The organism is Microbacterium sp. NPDC056736 (assembly GCF_042790415.1).
GTDB lineage: Bacteria > Actinomycetota > Actinomycetes > Actinomycetales > Microbacteriaceae > Microbacterium.
In genome coordinates this window covers 558,201-575,871 of the sequence record NZ_JBHTZE010000002.1, presented here as the reverse complement: position 1 = coordinate 575,871, position 17,671 = coordinate 558,201, and the positions used below count along the sequence as shown (strand labels likewise).

The 17,671-nt window shown below is 70.6% G+C and carries 15 protein-coding genes; 11 read left to right on the top strand and 4 right to left on the bottom strand.

Going from position 1 to position 17,671, the window contains the following annotated elements; translation table 11 throughout:
• Positions 1 to 57 precede the first annotated feature (57 nt).
• The 8 genes from tsf (at position 58) to ACFRAL_RS07225 (ending at position 5,781) form a co-directional block, all read left to right on the top strand.
• Complete coding sequence (tsf, locus tag ACFRAL_RS07260) at positions 58 to 885, top strand: translation elongation factor Ts (RefSeq protein WP_336396948.1); 828 nt, start codon at positions 58 to 60, stop codon at positions 883 to 885.
• A gap of 84 nt (positions 886 to 969) precedes the next feature.
• The gene (gene pyrH / locus ACFRAL_RS07255; RefSeq protein WP_336396949.1) at positions 970 to 1,689 is read left to right on the top strand and encodes a UMP kinase; all 720 of its coding nucleotides are present in this window, start codon (positions 970 to 972) and stop codon (positions 1,687 to 1,689) included.
• Between the two features lie 48 nt (positions 1,690 to 1,737).
• Complete coding sequence (gene frr / locus ACFRAL_RS07250) at positions 1,738 to 2,292, top strand: ribosome recycling factor (protein WP_336396950.1); 555 nt, start codon at positions 1,738 to 1,740, stop codon at positions 2,290 to 2,292.
• Positions 2,293 to 2,301: 9 nt separating this feature from the next.
• Positions 2,302 to 3,408 (top strand): phosphatidate cytidylyltransferase, encoded by a 1,107-nt coding sequence (locus tag ACFRAL_RS07245; protein WP_378881206.1) that lies wholly within the window; start codon positions 2,302 to 2,304, stop codon positions 3,406 to 3,408.
• Positions 3,405 to 3,968 carry a DivIVA domain-containing protein gene (locus ACFRAL_RS07240; RefSeq protein WP_336396952.1) on the top strand — a complete coding sequence of 188 codons (564 nt, stop codon included), beginning with the start codon at positions 3,405 to 3,407 and terminating at the stop codon, positions 3,966 to 3,968. The genes ACFRAL_RS07245 and ACFRAL_RS07240 overlap by 4 nt, the downstream gene beginning before the upstream one ends.
• Before the next feature lie 58 nt (positions 3,969 to 4,026).
• Positions 4,027 to 4,764 carry a lytic transglycosylase domain-containing protein gene (locus ACFRAL_RS07235; protein WP_336396953.1) on the top strand — a complete coding sequence of 246 codons (738 nt, stop codon included), beginning with the start codon at positions 4,027 to 4,029 and terminating at the stop codon, positions 4,762 to 4,764.
• Between the two features lie 3 nt (positions 4,765 to 4,767).
• The gene (locus ACFRAL_RS07230) at positions 4,768 to 5,052 is read left to right on the top strand and encodes a hypothetical protein (protein ID WP_336396954.1); all 285 of its coding nucleotides are present in this window, start codon (positions 4,768 to 4,770) and stop codon (positions 5,050 to 5,052) included.
• On the top strand, positions 5,053 to 5,781 hold the full coding sequence (locus ACFRAL_RS07225) for an alpha/beta hydrolase (RefSeq protein ID WP_336396955.1): 729 nt from the start codon (positions 5,053 to 5,055) through the stop codon (positions 5,779 to 5,781).
• A gap of 22 nt (positions 5,782 to 5,803) precedes the next feature.
• Here ACFRAL_RS07225 and ACFRAL_RS07220 read toward each other — a convergent pair whose 3' ends face one another.
• A complete protein-coding gene (locus ACFRAL_RS07220) occupies positions 5,804 to 6,871 on the bottom strand; it encodes an AI-2E family transporter (protein WP_378881201.1) in 1,068 nt (355 codons plus the stop codon).
• Between the two features lie 174 nt (positions 6,872 to 7,045).
• On the opposite strand from ACFRAL_RS07220, the gene ACFRAL_RS07215 reads away from it, so the two are divergent.
• Complete coding sequence (locus ACFRAL_RS07215; protein WP_378881199.1) at positions 7,046 to 8,950, top strand: glycosyl transferase; 1,905 nt, start codon at positions 7,046 to 7,048, stop codon at positions 8,948 to 8,950.
• Positions 8,947 to 9,891 carry a tetratricopeptide repeat protein gene (locus ACFRAL_RS07210; RefSeq protein WP_378881196.1) on the top strand — a complete coding sequence of 315 codons (945 nt, stop codon included), beginning with the start codon at positions 8,947 to 8,949 and terminating at the stop codon, positions 9,889 to 9,891. Before ACFRAL_RS07215 ends, ACFRAL_RS07210 begins: the two co-directional genes overlap by 4 nt.
• A gap of 39 nt (positions 9,892 to 9,930) precedes the next feature.
• Here ACFRAL_RS07210 and glgB read toward each other — a convergent pair whose 3' ends face one another.
• The 3 genes from glgB to glgX form a co-directional block, all read right to left on the bottom strand.
• Entirely contained in the window at positions 9,931 to 12,108 is a 2,178-nt protein-coding gene (gene glgB, locus ACFRAL_RS07205) for a 1,4-alpha-glucan branching protein GlgB (protein WP_336396959.1), read from the bottom strand.
• Positions 12,105 to 14,189, bottom strand: a complete 2,085-nt coding sequence (locus tag ACFRAL_RS07200; protein WP_378881191.1) for a maltotransferase domain-containing protein — start codon at positions 14,187 to 14,189, stop codon at positions 12,105 to 12,107. Before ACFRAL_RS07200 ends, glgB begins: the two co-directional genes overlap by 4 nt.
• Before the next feature lie 96 nt (positions 14,190 to 14,285).
• Positions 14,286 to 16,373, bottom strand: a complete 2,088-nt coding sequence (gene glgX / locus ACFRAL_RS07195) for a glycogen debranching protein GlgX (protein WP_378881315.1) — start codon at positions 16,371 to 16,373, stop codon at positions 14,286 to 14,288.
• A gap of 109 nt (positions 16,374 to 16,482) precedes the next feature.
• Between glgX and ACFRAL_RS07190 the strand changes: the two genes are divergently transcribed.
• On the top strand, positions 16,483 to 17,667 hold the full coding sequence (locus ACFRAL_RS07190; protein ID WP_378881313.1) for a cysteine desulfurase family protein: 1,185 nt from the start codon (positions 16,483 to 16,485) through the stop codon (positions 17,665 to 17,667).
• Positions 17,668 to 17,671 lie beyond the last annotated feature (4 nt).

Sequence of the window (17,671 nt, the reverse complement as noted above, 5' to 3'; positions counted from 1 at the left end):
CGGACGGTCCCGCCGAGGCATCCACGAGAAGTCACACACATCAAGGAGCCGCCACCCATGGCAAACTTCACGATCGCCGACATCAAGGCGCTGCGCGAGCAGCTCGGCACAGGCATGGTCGACACCAAGAAGGCGCTCGAGGAGGCCGACGGCGACCTCGAGAAGGCCGTCGAGATCCTCCGCCTCAAGGGCGCGAAGGGCAACGCCAAGCGCGCCGACCGCTCCACCAGCGAGGGCCTCGTCGCCGCGAAGGAGGTCGACGGTCAGGTCACGATCATCGAGCTCAACACCGAGACCGACTTCGTCGCGAAGAACGACCGCTTCATCGCGCTGGCCGAGAAGGTCCTCGACGCCGCCGCCGCCGCGCACGCCGACTCGGCCGAGGCCGCCCTCGCCGCGTCCGCGGGCAGCCAGACGGTCGCCGAGCTCATCTCGGACGAGGCCGCCATCATCGGCGAGAAGGTCGAGCTGCGTCGCGTGGACACGCTGTCCGGCGACAAGTTCGAGATCTACCTCCACCGCACCAGCAAGGACCTGCCGCCGCAGGTCGGCGTCGTCCTCGCCTACTCGGGCGACGACGCCGAGACGGCGCGCAGCCTCGCGCAGCACATCTCGTTCGCGAACCCGACGTACCTGTCGCGCGACGAGGTGCCCGAGGCCGAGGTCGAGAAGGAGCGCGAGATCGTCACCGAGATCTCGCGCAACGAGGGCAAGCCCGAGGCCGCCCTCCCGAAGATCGTCGAGGGACGCGTCAACGCGTTCTTCAAGCAGGTCTCGCTGCTGGACCAGGACTACGCGAAGGACAACAAGCTGTCTGTCGCGCAGGTCGCCAAGGACGCAGGGCTCACCCTGACGGGCTTCGCCCGCTACAAGGTCGGCGCCTGATCATCTGAGAAGGCCCGCATCGGCAATCCGATGCGGGCCTTTTCTCATGCCCTTCGGTAGTTTGTCGTAGACGAGAGGACCACAGTGATCAACGAGAACACCGGGCGCCGGCGCGTCCTTCTGAAACTGTCCGGTGAGGCGTTCGGCGGGGGGCAGCTCGGAGTCAACCCCGATGTGGTCAGCCAGATGGCGCGGGAGATCGCCGCCGCGGTCGACCGCGTCGAGATCGCGGTCGTCGTCGGCGGCGGCAACTTCTTCCGCGGGGCCGAGCTCAGCCAGCGCGGGATGGACCGGGGCCGCGCGGACTACATGGGGATGCTCGGAACGGTCATGAACGCGCTGGCGCTGCAGGACTTCCTCGAGCAGGCGGGGGCCGCGACACGGGTTCAGTCGGCGATCTCCATGACGCAGGTCGCCGAGCCGTACATCCCGCGGCGGGCCGAGCGCCACATGGAGAAGGGCCGCGTCGTGATCTTCGGCGCCGGCGCCGGCCTGCCGTACTTCTCCACCGACACCGTCGCCGCGCAGCGTGCGCTCGAGATCGACGCGCAGGAGGTCCTCGTCGCCAAGAACGGCGTCGACGGGGTGTACACGGCTGATCCGAAGAAGGATGCCACGGCGACGCGCATCGACCGCATCACCTACCTCGACGCGCTGCAGCGGGGTCTGAAGGTCGTGGACTCGACGGCGTTCAGTCTGTGCATGGACAACCGGATGGATATGCGGGTGTTCGGGATGGAGCCGGCCGGCAACGTCACGCGGGCGCTGCTCGGCGAGTCCATCGGCACGCTCGTCACGGCGTGACGGCCCGCCGATACACTTGACGAGCCCCATCAACGCGAAGGAGACACTGTGATCGCGGACGTCTTGGCCGATGCCCGAGCGCGCATGGACCGCGCCGTCGAGGCTGCGAAGGAGGACTTCGCGACGGTGCGCACCGGCCGCGCGAACCCGCAGCTGTTCCAGAAGGTGCTCGTGGACTACTACGGCACCCCCACGCCCCTCGCGCAGCTCGCCTCGATCAACAACCCCGAGGCGCGCACGCTCATCGTCACCCCGTACGACAAGTCGGCGCTGAAGGCCATCGAGCAGGCCATCCGCGACATCCCGAACCTCGGCGTGAACCCGACGAACGACGGCAACCTCGTGCGGGTCACGATGCCGGAGCTCACCGAGGAGCGCCGCAAGGAGTACGTCAAGCTCGTGCGCAGCAAGGGCGAGGACGCGCGGGTGCACGTGCGCGGCATCCGCCGCAAGACGAAGGACGACATCGACTCGCTCAAGGGCGAGGTCGGCGACGACGAGCTCGCCCGGGGCGAGAAGGAGCTCGACGCACTCACGCGCTCGCACGTCGATGAGATCGACGAGGCGCTCAAGCGCAAAGAGGCAGAGCTGCTCGAGGTCTGAGCCCCGCGCATGACCGACCCCTCCGATCCGCTCGCCGGTGAGCCGGCCGCGCCGCTGACCCGGCGCGAGGCCGAGGAGCTCCGGCGCGCCGCCGACGCGCAGCGTCCGCACGACGCGCAGCGTGCGCACGACGCGCAGCCGGCGCACTACGCGCAACGCGCGCACGACCCGCACGAGCCCGCCCTCCAGGCGCACCTGCGCGCCGCGCGAAGCGAGCTGGAGAGCCAGGTCGAGCGGGCGAGAGCGGACTTCGAGGTGGCGAACGAGCGCATCAAGGAGCGCACGGGCCGTGACCTCATCGTGGCGACCCTGATCGGCCTGGCGATCGGCGCCGTGCTGATCGCATCGCTCCTGTTCGTCAAGTGGGCCTTCATCGGCTTCGCGCTCGGCGCGGCGCTGCTGGCGGTGTTCGAGTTCTCGCGCGCGCTCATCGTCAGCGGCCGCCGCGTCGACGTCGTCCCGCAGCTGATCGCGACGACGGTCGTGGTCGTCTCGGCGTACTTCGTGGATCCGTGGTCGCTGTGGTTGCTGCTCTTCGTGGCACTGGCCTTCGTCGTCGTGTGGCGTCTCGTGGCGCAGATGGCCGCGCACGACGGCCGCGCCTACGACGCCGTCCTCGGCGACGTCCTGATCGCGTCGCTCCTGCAGCTGTACGTCGCGTTCCTCGGCAGCCTGTGCGTCGTGCTGCTGAGCCAGGACCGCGGCGAGTACTGGGTGCTGTCGTTCATCATCGTCGCCGTCGCCGCCGACACCGGGGCGTACGTGGCGGGCATCACGATGGGCAAGCACCCCATGGCGCCGCGCATCAGCCCGAAGAAGACCTGGGAGGGCTTCGCCGGCGCGGCAGCCGCGGCGATCCTCGCGGGCGTCATCGCCGGCATCTTCCTCCTCGGGATCACCTGGTGGATGGGCGTCGTGTTCGGCATCCTGATCCTCGTCACCGCGACCATCGGCGATCTCGGGGAATCGATGATCAAGCGCGACCTCGGCATCAAGGACATGAGCTCGTGGCTTCCCGGCCACGGCGGCGTCCTGGACCGGCTCGATTCGATCCTCCTGTCGGTCGTCGCGGCTCTGGGCCTGTACTACCTCTTCACCCCGCTGGTGGCTTCATGACGACGTCCGACACGAGTGCCCGCACCGCCTTCCCCGAGGCGCACGGACGCGAGAAGGGCTACGACAAGCAGCCGGTCGACGAGTTCCTCGCCCGCGCCCGCACCTCCTTCGAGCAGGGCACGGACGACCTGAGCTCGGCCGACATCCGCCAGGCCGCCTTCCCGCTCGTGCGGCACGGCTACGCGATCGCGTCGGTGGATGCCGCGCTCGGCCGCATCGAGGACGCCTTCGCGGCTCGCGAGCGTTCGACGGCGGTGGCCGAAGCGGGTGTGCAGGCGTGGGTGGGTCACACGCGCGAACTCGCGCAGGAGGTGCTGGACCGGCTGTCGCGCCCGCCCCAGCAGCGTTTCGACCGCGTGTCGGCGCTGCGATACGGCTACCGCGTCTCCGAGGTGGACCTCGTGACCGACAAGCTCGCCCGCTACCTCGAGACGGGTGAGTCCGTCACCGTCGAACAGGTGCGCTCGGTCGCCTTCCGTATGCAGCGCGGCGGCTACCGCGAGACCCAGGTGGATGCCGTCCTCGACGCGGTCGTCGAGGTGATGCTCGCCGTCAAATGACGGACGGCGGCCGGGCTGATGGCACGGCACGGCGGGCGTGTGCGAGAATCGGGGCACTGTGACTTCTGGAAACGAGCTGCACCCGACCCGGCGCGCCCGTCGTCAGGAGGTGTCGCCCCGGACCAGGACGCCTGCCGCGCCGACGCGCAGGGCCCCGACGCCCGACCCCCGCTGGTCGCGACGACGCGGGGTCCTCGGCGCGTTCGCGGCTTTCGCGGTCCTCGGGTTCGTGGTGGCGTACATCGGGCCCACCGGACTAGCCCTCGCACAGGCGAGCGTCGATGACGACACCACGGTGTCGCTGTACGCGAGCGGCCTGGGAGACGTGCAGCGCATCGAAGGCGACGACGAGGCGGCGCCTGTCGAGCCGGCGGTCCTCGATCGCGGCAACTACACCGTCTATGTGAAACCGAAGCCGACACCCACGCCGACGGTCCGGGCGGCCTCGTCGAACGCAGGCACGGGGTGGCGGCCTCCGTTCGCGACCCCCGATCCCGGCACCGCCCAGGCGATCGCGTACGACATGGTCCTGGCGCGAGGCTGGGGCGACGACCAGTTCGCGTGCCTCGTGGCGCTGTGGAACAAGGAGTCCGGGTGGCGGGTCAACGCCTACAACGCCAGCAGCGGCGCGTACGGCATCCCGCAGGCGCTGCCCGGGACCAAGATGGCCACGGCGGGCGCGGACTGGGAGACCAACCCCGCCACGCAGATCACCTGGGGCCTGGGCTACATCGGCGGCCGCTACGGCACGCCGTGCGGCGCGTGGGACCACTCGCAGCGCACAGGCTGGTACTGAGCCGTGCCGCGGTCCCATCGCCGTCGGCACCCTGCGAGCGGCGACGCCTCCTTCGAGCGCCTGCTCGCGGGCTGGAAGCGCACCGAGGTGCGTCGCGGGGTCGAGTGGACGGTGCAGCCGGTGTCGGCAGCACAGGCGCAGAAGCCGTACACCTGCCCGGGCTGCGGCGGACAGATCGACATCGGGGTGGCGCACCTCGTGACCTGGCGCGCGGACGGGGTGCTCGGCGACGCAGCCGACCTGGCGGCCCGCCGGCACTGGCATCAGCACTGCTGGAAGGTGGCTTGAGTGGAGATCCGCGGACCGATGCTGCTGCCCGCCCGGCGCGAGGACATCGAACTCGAGACGCTCGACGGCCTGACGCTGGTGGGCGAACTCGCACTGCCCGAGACGCGCGATCCGGTGGCGACGCTGGTGACGTTGCATCCGCTTCCCACCGCCGGTGGCTTCATGGACTCGCACATCCTGCGCAAGGCCGCGGGGCGCCTTCCCGCCCTCGCCGACCTCGCGGTGCTGCGGTTCAACACGCGCGGCACGACCTCGCCGCGGGGCACGAGCGAGGGAGCCTTCGACGGCGGCCGCGCAGAGGCCTTCGACGTCGCGGCGGCCATGGACTTCGTCCACGCCCGGGGGCTGCCGCGGCCCTGGCTCGTCGGCTGGTCGTTCGGCACCGAGCTCGCCCTCAAGTACGGCCGTGACCATGCGGTCGAGGGTGCGGTGCTGCTCTCGCCGCCGCTGCATCGGGCTACCGACGCCGAGGTCGCGGCGTGGTCGGGTGACGAGCGGCGGCTGATCGTGCTGGTGCCGGAGTTCGACGACTACCTGCGACCGGATGCCGCGGCCCAGCGCTTCTCCAGCGTCCCCGACGCCGTCCTCATTCCGGTCGAGGGTGGAAAGCACCTCTGGGTGGGGGAGAACCAGACGCGGCGTGTGCTCACCGAGATCGTCGCGGCGATCAACCCCGACGCGCTTCCGCTGCCTGGCCAGTGGAACGGCCCGATCGTCGCCGACGGCTGACCCGATCGGGTCGCGCGCGGCGTCATCTCTCGTTCTGACGCGGGATCACGACCTGGCGGTAGATGATGAGGATGCTCGCCGCGACCGGGATGGCCACGAGCGCGCCCAGCAGGCCCAGCAGGGAGCCGCCGGCGAGTGCCGCGATCACCACGACGGCGCCCGGCACCGACACCGCACGGCCCATGATGCGCGGCGCAATGACGTAGGCCTCGATCTGCATGTAGATCAGGTAGTAGATCGCCGCGATGAGCGCTGTCGTGGGGGAGCCGACGACGAGGCATGTCAGCACGATGATCGTCGAACCGGTGAGCGTGCCGACGAGAGGGATGAGCGAGAAGAAGAAGGCGATCACGGCGAGCACCGCAGGGAAGGGCGCGTCGATGATCGACAGGAAGATCGCGCTCAGGACGCCGTTGATGACGCCGAGCGCCGCCTGGCCGATGACGAAGTACCCGACCGAGTCGGTGATCTGCTCGCCGAGGTCCATGAAGCGCGCGCGCTTGGATGCCGGGACCAGCTGGTAGACCGCACGCTTCAGGTTCGGCGTGGAGGCGGTGAAGTAGATGGTGAGGATGAGCACGATGAACGCGCCCGCGAATCCGGCGAGGAGGGCGCCCACGATGGCGATGATGCTCCCGCCCACCTCAGAGCCGATCGCGCCGACGTCCAGCGAGGCGTACCAGTCCTCGATGTAGGTCCAGACCTCGTCGACGTTCAGCGCCGGGAACACGGTGTGCAGCCAGTCCTGGATCGCACCGACGGGGTCGTCGAACATGCCGTCCTCGGCGAGCTCTTGGATGGCCACCACGAGCTGCCCGATCTGCTGCACGATGACCGGCACGATCATCACCACGATGCCGGCGAAGGCGGCGAGGACCCCGAGGATCGTGATGAGCACCGCCGCCCACCGCGGCAGCCTGCGTCGTTCGAGCCACTCCACGATCGGGTCGAGGCCCAGCGAGAGGAACAGGGCCGTGCCGACGTACAGCAGGATCGTCTGGAGGTTCTGGATGCTCCCGATGAGAAGCAGCCCGAGACCGACGCCGAGGGTGGCGAGCAGCGCGGTGCGGAACGGGTTGTGCAGCTTCATCGAGATCCCCTCCCATCGACGACCGCCGATGCACCAGTCCGCTAAGGATACGCATTCGCGGGCCCTGGGCCCGGGAACGGCACCTCCCACGCGCCTCACAGGTCGTGTTCGCTAGTCTGAAATGTCGAATCGAAGGGTGCGGAGTGTCCGCGCACCCCGGAAAGGTGTTTCTTCGTGCGTTTCGTGTGGGCCGTGGCGGCCTTCGTGCTCGCCACCGTGATGATCGGGGCGGGCATCGCCCAGCGGACGATCTTCCAGGGACCCCGGACCGAGACGGCGGCGATCTCGGTCGAGGACGAGGCTCCCTACCTCCTCATCGACGGCGCCGTGCTCAATCAGCTGCCCGGCACCCAGACGCTGCGCGCGCAGGGGGAGGGCGAGCTCTTCGCCTCCTACGGCCGCACCGCCGACATGCAGGCCTGGCTCTCGGATGCCGAGTACACGCACGTCACGCTGGGCGATGAGGGAGTGCTCGACTCGACGCTGGTCGAGCCGGCTCCCGATGCCGTCGCCCCCGACGACGAGGCCGCCGCCGAAGACGCGGCCACCGACGAGGCCGCCGCCGACGAGGCGGCCGCCGCGGACGCGGCGGACGATGCCGCGGCGGATGACGCGGCTGCCGAGGAAGCGGCGACCCCGGGGCGCAGCCCCATCGGTTCGGACCTCTGGCTCGACGAGTACCAGCAGACCGACCTCCTCATCGCCCCGCTGCAGCTCCCGGAGGGCATGAGCGTGCTCGTCGCGGCGGACGGCACGGCACCGGCACCCGACCGGGTGACGGTGACCTGGCCGCTGCAGACGTCCACCCCCTGGGCGGGCCCGCTCATCGTGTTCGGCGGCCTCCTCATGGCCGTCGGCGTCTTCCTCTACATCCTCGGCATCCGCCACGCCCGGCGGAAGCGCGGGCCGCGCCGCAAGGGGCTTCCGCTCCCGGTGACCGAGCCGATCAACATCGCCATCACCGATCCCGACGGCAAGGGCGTCATCAGCAACGGCCAGGCCACGACGCGCCGGGCCGTCTCCAGCGGTCGCCGCGCGTTCGCCGTCGTGCCGGTCGTCGCGGTCTCCGCGCTGCTGTTCAGCGGCTGCTCCGCCGACGCCTGGCCGCAGTTCGCGGCGTCGCCGACGCCGTCCCCGACCGCGACGGTGATCGCGCCCGAGGGGCAGCAGGCGCCCGCTGTGACCAAGGCGCAGGCGGAGCGCATCCTCACCCGCATCGCGGCGACGGTCGCGGACGCGGATGCCGCGATGGACGGCGATCTCGCCGAGACCCGTCTCGAGGGCGCGGCCCTGGCCGCGCGAGACACGAACTACAAGCTGCGCTCGGCGATCGCCGACTACGCGGTTCCCGCACCGATCCTCGCCAAGCCGCTCGAGATCATTCTTCCCCAGGCGTACGACGGCTGGCCGCGCTCGGTCATCGCCGTCGCCGACGACGAGGAGTCGAAGACCTCGAGCATCATGGTCATGACCCAGAAGGACGCCTGGGCCGACTACAAGCTGTCGTACATCGCCAGCCTCGAAGCCTCGACGACGCTTCCCGACCTCGCACCCGCCTACATCGGGGCGCCGCAGGTGGAGCCTGATTCGCCGTTCCTGCTTCTCGCGCCCGACCAGGTCGCCGCGGCGTACTCCGACGTGATCAACAAGGGTGAGGACAGCGAGTTCTACGACCTCTTCGAGGTCGAGGGCGACCAGCTCCGCGCCAGCATCACCGCCGATCGTCAGCGACGCCTCGACGAGTTCAACAAGACCGCGTCCTCCACGGGAAGCCTCACATTCAGCTCGGCTCCCGGGCCGCAGGCGCCGTTCGCGCTGCAGACGGTCGAGAGCGGAGCGATCGTGGCGGTCAACGTCAACGAGATCGACACCGTGAAGCCGACGAACGAGGATGCCGTGATCAAGGTCGACGGCAACCTGACCGTCAAGTCGCTGGCCGGCGTCGACCAGTCCGCGACCGGCTTCGCCACGACGTTCAGCGATCAGGTCTTCTTCTACGTGCCCGGCCCGGGCTCCAGCGAGAAGATCCGCCTGCTGGGCTACTCGTCCGACATCCTCGATGCGAAGGTTCTCTCGTGACCGATCCCACCCTGGGCGCCGCGGTGCGCGGCGCCGTCGATCTCTCGGCTCTCCGCAACCGCCCCACGACCGGCGCTCCCGATGGCGAGCAGGCCGCCGACGGCGCCGGTGGAGTCGTCGTGCCGTCCCTCGTGCTCGACGTCACCGACGAGACCTTCCCGCAGGTGCTCGAGCTGTCGCGCACCGTTCCCATCGTGATCGACCTGTGGGCCGAGTGGTGCGGACCGTGCAAGCAGCTGAGCCCCGTGCTCGAGCGCGTCGTGACCGAGCTGGGCGGCCGCCTCGTCCTGGCGAAGGTCGACGTCGATGCGAACCCGCAGCTGTCGCAGGCCTTCCGGGCGCAGTCCATCCCCATGGTCGTCGCGCTCGTCGGCGGCCAGCCGGTCCCGCTGTTCACCGGCGCGGTGCCCGAGCAGCAGGTCCGCGAGGTGTTCGCACAGCTGCTCCAGCTCGCCGCGCAGAACGGCGTGACGGGCACGGCCTCCGTCGACGGTGAGCGCGCGGAGGAGGCGCCTGCCGAGCCGCCCCTGCCGCCGCTCCACGCGGAGGCCTTCGACGCGATCGAGGCGGGCGACTACCCCCGCGCGATCGCGGCGTACGAGAAGGCTCTCGCCGAGAATCCGCGCGACGCGGAGGCGCGCGCGGGACTGGGGCAGGTGCGCCTCCTCGACCGCGTGCAGGGCCTCGATCTGCAGGCGGCCCGCGCCGCGGCGGCCGCTGCACCGACGGACGTCGCCGCGCAGCTCGCGGTCGCCGACCTGGACGTCGCCGGCGGGCACGTCGAGGACGCGTTCGGCCGCCTCCTGGACCTGTTCGCCCAGCTTCCGTCGGACGCGCGCACGCCGGTGCGGGAGCGGCTCCTCGAGCTGTTCGCCCTCATCGGCGACGGTGATCCCCGCGTCATCGCGGCCAGGGGTCGCCTGGCGTCGCTGCTCTTCTGAGCAGCCCCGGCGCCGGGAGCCCCGGCGCCGAGGGCGAGGTCAGCCCTGCGTCGGCGAGGGGATGTGCGCCTGCGTTCCGTGACGCAGCCAGAGCACGCCCAAGGGCGGCAGCACCAGTGAGGCGCGGCCTCCTGCGCCCGCATGCACGACGCCCAGGTTGCCGACCCCGGATCCGCCATATGCCTCGGCGTCGGTGTTGAGGATCTCGTGCCACACCCCGCTCTCGGGCAGGTCGAGCTCGTACGAGCCGATCGTCGAGCCCGAGAAGTTCGCCACGACGACGACGGTGTTCCCGTGCCAGTCGCGCCGTGCGAACGCGATGACGTTGGGGTTCCACTGCGGGCCGCCGAGCCGCGCGAAGGCGGCGCCGTCGCTGTCACGCGCCCAGAGCGCGGACTGGTCGCGGTAGACCCGGTTGAGCGTGCCCACGAAGTGCTGCAGCTGGGCGTGCGCCGGCTGGTCCAGCAGCCACCAGTCGAGGGAGCGACCCTCGGACCATTCCGAAAGCTGCCCGAACTCCTGTCCCATGAACAGCAGCTGCTTGCCCGGGTGCCCCCACATGTAGGCCAGGAACGCCCGCATGTTCGCCAGCTGCTGCCAGTGATCGCCCGGCATCCGGCCGAAGAGGCTGCCCTTGCCGTGGACCACCTCGTCGTGGCTGATCGGGAGGACGTAGTTCTCGCTGAAGGCGTAGACGAACGAGAACGACATCTCGCCCTCATGGTGGGAGCGGTAGAGCGGATCGCGCGCGATGTACTGCAGCGAGTCGTTCATCCAGCCCATGTTCCACTTGAACCCGAAGCCGAGACCGGCCTGGCTGGTCGGGGCGGTGACGCCGGGGAAGCTGGTCGACTCCTCGGCGATCATCGCGATGCCCGGGTAGCGCTTGTAGGCGGTGGCGTTGACCTCCTGCAGGAAGCGGATGGCCTCGAGGTTCTCACGCCCGCCGTGCACGTTGGGCGCCCATTCGCCCTCGTTGCGGGAGTAGTCGAGGTAGAGCATCGAGGCGACGGCATCCACCCGCAGGCCGTCGACGTGGAACTCCTCGAACCAGTACAGGGCATTGGCGACGAGGAAGTTGCGGACCTCGTTGCGGCCGTAGTCGAAGATGTACGTGCCCCAGTCGCGGTGCTCGCCGCGCCGCGGATCCGGGTGCTCGTACAGGGCCTCGCCGTCGAAGCGGGCGAGCGCGAAGGCATCCTTCGGGAAGTGGCCGGGGACCCAGTCCATGATCACCCCGATGCCCGCCTGGTGCAGGCGGTCGATCAGATAGCGCAGGTCGTCGGGGTCGCCGTACCGGCTCGTCGGCGCGTAGTACCCGGTGACCTGGTAGCCCCAGGAGCCGCCGAACGGATGCTCGGCGAGGGGGAGGAACTCCACGTGGGTGAATCCCTGCCCGGTGACGTAGTCGATCAGCTGGTCCGCGGCATCCCGGTACGACAGACCCTGCCGCCAGCTGCCGAAGTGCAGCTCGTAGACCGACATCGGCCGCGACACCGGGGTGGTCTTCGCGCGCTGCGCGAGCCACGCGTCGTCGCCCCACGTGTACGAGGACCGAGTGACGACGGATGCCGTCGCCGGCGGCACCTCGGCGAACCGCGCCATCGGGTCGGCCTTCAGCACCCACTGCCCGTTGCGGCCGAGCAGCTCGAACTTGTAGGCGGTGCCCTGGCCGATGCCGGGGACGAAGAGCTCCCAGACGCCGCTGTCGCCCATGGAGCGCATCGAGTGGCCCTGTCCGTCCCAGCCGTTGAAGTCGCCGACGACCCGGACGGCGCGGGCGTTGGGGGCCCACACGGTGAACGCCGTGCCGGATGCGCCCTCGTGGTCGCGCTCGTGCGCGCCCAGGACGCGCCAGAGCTCCTCATGCCGGCCCTCGCGGATCAGGTGGAGATCGAGCGCGCCGATCGTGGGGGAGTGCCGGTAGGGATCCTCGGCGACGTAGTCCGGGCCGTCCTCGTATCCGGCGACGAGCTGATATCGGCCCGGCGCCCCGGTGCGCGTCCCCTCCCAGATCCCGGCGCGGACATGCTCGAGGGGAACCCGCGTGCCGTCCGCGAAAACGGCCGTCACGCTCCGCGCCAGAGGTCGCCGCGTACGCACGATCCAGGTTTTCGTGCCCTCGGCATCCGTGTCGGGGTGGATGCCGAGCACGGCGTGCGGGTCGTGGTACGAGCCGGTGGCGACGGTGTCGAGGAGCTCGTCGGAGGGCATCATCGGGACTCCTTCACGTGGAGGATGTGGACCGGCTCGGTGAACGCGTCGAGCATCACGAAGTTGTGATCCGACCACGTCCACGTCGCGCCGGTGACGAGGTCCTCGACCTCGTACGGAGTGCCCGGCTCGACTCCCCACACGCGGGTGTCGAGGTGGACCATCGTCTGACGCACCGAGTGGGGGTCGGTGTTGACCACGACGATGACGGTGTCGCTGCGTCCGTCGGGGGAGACCGCCGCATCCAGGTGCTTCGCGTAGACCAGGATGGCGTCGTCGTCGCTCCAGTGGACGCTGAGGTTGCGCAGCTGCCGGAGCGCGGGATGGGCGCGCCGGATCTCGTTGAGCCTGGTCAGGAAGGGCGCCAGCGAGTCGCCCCGCTCGACGGCACCCGCCCAGTCGCGGAACTTGTACTCGTACTTCTCGTTGTCGATGTTCTCTTCCGACCCCGGCCTGGCGACGTTCTCGTAGAGCTCGTAGCCCGCGTACACGCCGTACGTCGGGGCGGCCGTCGCCGCGATGGCGGCGCGGATCCGGTACGCCGGACGGCCGCCGTACTGGAGGTACTCCGTCAGGATGTCGGGCGTGTTGACGAAGAGGTTCGGGCGGAGGAAGTCGGCGGTCTCGTGGGCCAGCTGCGAGAGGAACTCCTCGAGCTCGGCCTTGGTGTTGCGCCACGTGAAGTATGTGTAGCTCTGCTGGAAGCCGGCCGATGCGAGGCTCTGCAGCGGAGCGGGCCTGGTGAACGCCTCCGCCAGGAACACGACGTCGGGGTTCTCCGCGTTGACCGTCCGGATGAGCCACTCCCAGAACTGCAGGGGCTTCGTGTGCGGATTGTCCACCCGGAAGATGCGCACGCCCTGGGCCACCCAGTGCCGCACGATGCGCAGCACTTCGGCGCGGATGCCGGCGGGGTCGTTGTCGAAGTTGACCGGATAGATGTCCTGGTACTTCTTGGGGGGATTCTCGGCGTACGCGATCGAGCCGTCCGGAAGGGTCGTGAACCACTCGGGGTGCTCGGCGACCCACGGGTGGTCGGGTGCGGCCTGCAGTGCGAGATCCAGTGCGACCTCGAGCCCCTCGGCCCTGGCAGCCCGGACGAACGCCCGGAAGTCCGCGAGCCCGCCGAGGTCGGGATGCACCGCGTCGTGGCCCCCCGCCGCCGAGCCGATCGCCCAGGGGGACCCCGGGTCGCCGGGTCCGGCGTCGAGGGTGTTGTTCGGTCCCTTGCGGTTGAGCGTGCCGATGGGGTGGATGGGCGGCAGGTAGAGCACCTCGAACCCCATGGCCGCGACGCCCGGGAGCCGCTTGGCGGCAGTGCGGAACGTGCCGCTCTTGACGGTGCCGTCCTTGAGCCGGCGCGCGCCCTCCGAGCGCGGGAAGAACTCGTACCACGCGCCCACTCCGGCACGCTCGCGCTCCACGAGGAGTTCCAGGTCGTCCCCGAGCGTGACGAGCGACATGACGGGGCGTTGACGGAAGAAGCCGGCGATGGTGGCGTCGGTCACGATCTCCAGCGCGCCGGCGTCGTCGACGCCGGCGTCACGGAGCGACGCGGCAGCAGTCGCCAGCGCCTTCCGCTCCGCCGCCGGGCGGTCCTTCTCGGCGCGCGCACGGTCGAACAGGAGCGCCCCGATCTCGCGCATGAGCGCCGCATCCACCCCGGCGGCGATCTTGAGGGCGGCGGCGTGCTCCCACGTGGCGAACTCGTCGCCGAACGACTCGAACCGGAAGCGCCAGACGCCCTGCTCCAGCAGCGCGACCTCCGTCCGCCACCGGTCGAATCCGTCTTCGAGGGGGTCCAGGCGGTGCAGCGACTCGTCGCCGGAGGGCGAGAACAGGCGCAGCTGCACACCGATGCGGTCATGCCCCTCGCGGAACGACGTCACGACGAACGGGACGACCTCGCCTACGAACGCCTTCGGCCGGTAATCGCCCCACGGCACCGCCGGGGACGGCTTGGCGAGCGGGACCCGGCGCGACGCCGTGTCGGACTCCGGCTGCCGGGCGGGGACAGGGCGGACGGGAAGGGCTGCGGCGCTCCGCCACGGGCGGGGGCGCTCTGAGCGCGTCGACGTGACCACGAGTCGAACCTATCGCGCGCCCGTCGAACAGCACAGCGAGGTGACGACCGGCGCCGGATGCGGTAGCGTGCGTCCCCGCCGCGGGCGGGAGCTCGTCTACTCGGCGCGGAAGAGGCGCATGGACGTCCCGGGGAGCCGGACGATCTCGCCCGGCGCGTACGCGGTCTCCGTGGCCGCGGAGGGGACCTCGTCAGCGCTGGACCACAGCGACGTGAACCTCGTCACACCGTCGATGTCGGGCAGCGTCACATCGATCGGCCGCTCGGTCCCGTGCACCATGAGCAGCACGCGGTTGAAGCCCTCGAACTCCGGCGTCGAGGCCGCGACGTACTGGAGCGTCCGGTGCGCGGGGTCGGTCCAGCGCTCGCCCGACATCGTCCGGCCGTGCTCGTCGTACCACTCCATGACGGACGCCGACGGCGTGTGCTCGCCGAGACGGGCGAAGCGGCTCGGGCGAAGGGCCGGATTGTCCCGCCGCAGTCGCAGCAGGTGGCGCACGTGCGCGTAGAGGTCGCGCTGCCACGGCGCGTGCTCCCAGGACAGCCACGTGAGCATCGAGTCGTGGCAGTAGGCGTTGTTGTTCCCGCGCTGAGTGCGCGCGAACTCGTCGCCGGCGGTCAGCATCGGGACGCCGGCGGACAGCAGCAGGGTCCCCAGCAGGTTGCGCATCGCCTTGCGTCGCGTGGCCAGGATGGCCTCGTCGTCGGTGGGTCCTTCCGCGCCGTGGTTGAACGACCGGTTGGTGTCGGCGCCGTCGCGGTTCTGCTCGCCGTTCCCGTGGTTGTGCTTGACGTCGTACGACACCAGATCGCGCAGGGTGAAGCCGTCGTGCGCGGTGATGAAGTTGACGCCGGCGAGGGGGCCGCGCTCCTCGACGAAGGTGTTCGCGGATCCGGCGAGGCGGGTGGCGAATCCACCGACGCCGACCGGCGAGGTCGACGCGCGACGGGCGTAGTCGACGTCGCTGAGCCAGAAGTTGCGGACGCGGTCGCGGTAGCGGTCGTTCCACTCGCTCCAGCCTTCGCCGAAGCCGCCGGTCTGCCAGCCGCCCAGGCCGACGTCCCACGGCTCGGCGATCTTCTTCACGCCTTCGAGGGCGGGGTCGTCGAGGATCGCGCGCAGGAGCGGGTGATCGGGGGTGAACGTATGCGCCGCGTCGCGCCCCAGCGTCGCGGCGAGATCGAAGCGGAAGCCGTCGACCTGGACGTCGTCTGCCCAGTACCGCAGCGAATCCAGCACGAGCCGGGCCGCGGCATCCGTCGACGTGTCCAGCGAGTTGCCGCAGCCGGTCACGTCGATGTAAGCGCCGTCCGCCTGCTGCCGGTAGTAGGCGCGGTTGTCGATGCCCCGGAGGCTGGACCGCGGACCGCCGATGCCCTCTTCGGCGGTGTGGTTGTACACGACATCGAGGATGACCTCCAGGCCCGCCTCGTGGAGCAGCTTCACCATGCCCTTGAACTCGCGCAGCACCGCGTCGGGTCCCTGGCGGCGGGCGTCCTCGGTGGCGTACGCCGCGTGCGGCGTGAAGAAGTTCAGGGAGTTGTAGCCCCAGTAGTTGGTGAGGCCGTGCTGGAGGAGGCGGGGCTCCGTCGTGAAGGCGTGCACCGGAAGCAGCTGGATGCTCGTGACCCCGAGGTCGAGGAAGTGGTGCACCATCGCCGGGTGCGCAAGTCCCGCGTACGTGCCGCGCAGCGCGCCCGGGACATCCGGATGCCGCTTGGACAGGCCCTTGAGGTGTCCTTCGTAGATCACCGTGCGGTCCATGGGCACCCGCGGCTTGCTTGCGCCCGCCCAATCGAACGATCCGTCGACCACCGCCGATCGCCAGCCGTCGTAGCCCGTGCGCACGAGGCCCCGCGTGTACGGGTCGAGCAGGAGCGCGCCGTGATTGAACATGTTGCCGGGCCCCTGGGGGCCGTCCACGCGGATCGCGTAGCGCACGCCGGGGCGGAGCAGGGGAGAGGTGACCTCCCAGACGCCCCCTCCGACGTGAGCGAGGGGCTCGGTCGCGGTGATCCAGTCGAGGTCGGTGTCGTCGAAGATGACGAGGTCCACTGCGTCCGCCGCTCCGGACCACACGCGCAGCCGGCCGCCCCCGGGCACGAGCACCACGCCCAGCCCGTCGAGCTCCGGGCTGAGCAGTCCCGGGAGGGGAGGCGAGATGACGGACTCCGGGCTGACCATGCGGACTACGATAACCATGGTCGGAGTCGGGGATGTTACGGGACTCGGTCCCATGACCTCCGGCACTCGGGCGCACGGCGACCGCAGATCGATCGCGAAGGAGGTCCGCGTGCAGATCTACCTCGACCACGCCGCGACCGCCCCGCTGCGACCGGAGGTGCGCGTGGCCTGGATCGACGCCGCCTCGAGCGTCGGGAACGCCTCGTCGATCCACGGTGCCGGCCAGCACGCCCGGCGCCTGCTGGAGGAGGCGCGAGAGCGACTGGCGGCGGTCCTCGACGCCGACCCGATCGAGGTGGTGTTCACCTCGGGGGGCACCGAGGCCGTCAACCTCGCCGTCAAAGGCCTGTGGTGGGCTCGCGGCCCGGAGGAGGACTCCGTGGTGATGCCCGACGCCGAGCACCACGCCACGCTCGATGCCGTGGCGTGGCTGCAGTCGCAGGGTGCGCACGTGCGCCACGTGGGCGTCGACGCCGAGGCGCGCATCCGCCTCGACGAGCTCGCCGCGCGCATGCCGGGGGCGGCGCTGGCGACCGGCCTGGTCGCGAACAACGAGTGCGGCACCGTCAACGACGCCGCCTCGATGTCGCGAGCGGCGCTCGACGCCGGGGTTCCCCTGCACCTGGACGCCGTCGCGGCCTTCGGTCACGTGCCGGTGTCGTTCCGTGCGTGGCGAGCGGATGCCCGGGGAAGGGCGGGCCTGGCAGCCCTGAGCGTCTCGGCGCACAAGATCGGCGGGCCCGCCGGCGTCGGCGCCCTCGTGGTCGCCCGCGGCGCCGAGCTCACCCCCCTCGTTCACGGGGGAGGCCAGCAGCGGAGCCTCCGCGCCGGCACGCAGGACGTGCCGGGGGCCGTCGGCTTCGCGGTGGCGGCCGAGCTGGCCGAGGCCGAGCGCGAGGCCGAGGCGGGGCGGCTGGCCGCTCTGCGCGGACGGCTGGTGGGCGGCATCCGTCACTCGATCCCGGACGCGGTGCTGCTGGGCGACCCCGTCGACCGCATCCCCGGGAACGCGCATGTCCTGTTCCCCGGAGCATCGGGCGAGACGCTGCTCTTCCTGCTGGACGTCGCCGGCATCGCGGTCTCGACCGGGTCGGCGTGCCAGGCCGGCGTACCGGAGCCGTCGCACGTCGTGCGGGCGATGGGGCGGACGGATGCCGAGGCCCGGCAGGTGCTCCGCTTCACGATGGGTCGCACCACGGCCGACGAGGACGTCGACGCGGTGCTGGCCGCACTGCCGGACGCGGTCGAGCGCGCCCGGGCCGCGTCCGGGTCCCGGTCAGGCTCGCGTTCGTAGACTG